Here is a 536-nt window from a genome sequence, read left to right on the forward strand (position 1 = left end):
TTCATGGGCGGCCACGCCGCCAAGCGCAATTCGCCGGCGTTCGCTGACATCGCCAAGCTTGCCTGGAGCGTGGCGCAGGACGGGTACCTCATCGTCACCGGAGGCGGTCCCGGCGTCATGGAGGCTGCGCACGTGGGAGTGGCCTTTAGCAAAAACGGAATGGACGATCTCGAAAGGGCCTTGGCGAAGCTTGCGGCGACCCCGGATTACGGCGATCTGGATGATCTCTTCGAGAACGACGGCAGCCTTAAGAAATCGAAGCGAAAGGACGTGATGGCCGCCCGCGATTGGCTCGCGGCTGCACTCGACGTGCGTTCGGCCGCGCCGTCGACGCTGCCTCTCAGCCTGGCCATTCCGACCTGGCTGTACGGTGCCGAGCCCACGATGCCGTTCGCGACGCACTACGCCAAATACTACCAGAACAGTCTTCGCGAGGAAGCGCTCGTCAATAATTCGCGGGCTGGGATCATCTACGGCCGAGGGGGCGGCGGAACGCTGCGCGAGATTTTCCAGGACGTGGAAAGGAACTACTACGC

1 protein-coding gene is annotated in these 536 nt (G+C 63.1%); it reads left to right on the plus strand.

Features of this window, described 5'->3' with window-relative positions:
* Positions 1–117 precede the first annotated feature (117 nt).
* Positions 118–536: hypothetical protein (locus CWO89_RS46725; RefSeq protein WP_207234736.1), on the plus strand; the 419-nt coding region annotated here is incomplete at its 3' end.

It is taken from the genome of Bradyrhizobium sp. Leo170 (assembly GCF_004296405.1).
In the GTDB taxonomy this organism is placed as follows: Bacteria; Pseudomonadota; Alphaproteobacteria; order Rhizobiales; family Xanthobacteraceae; genus Bradyrhizobium.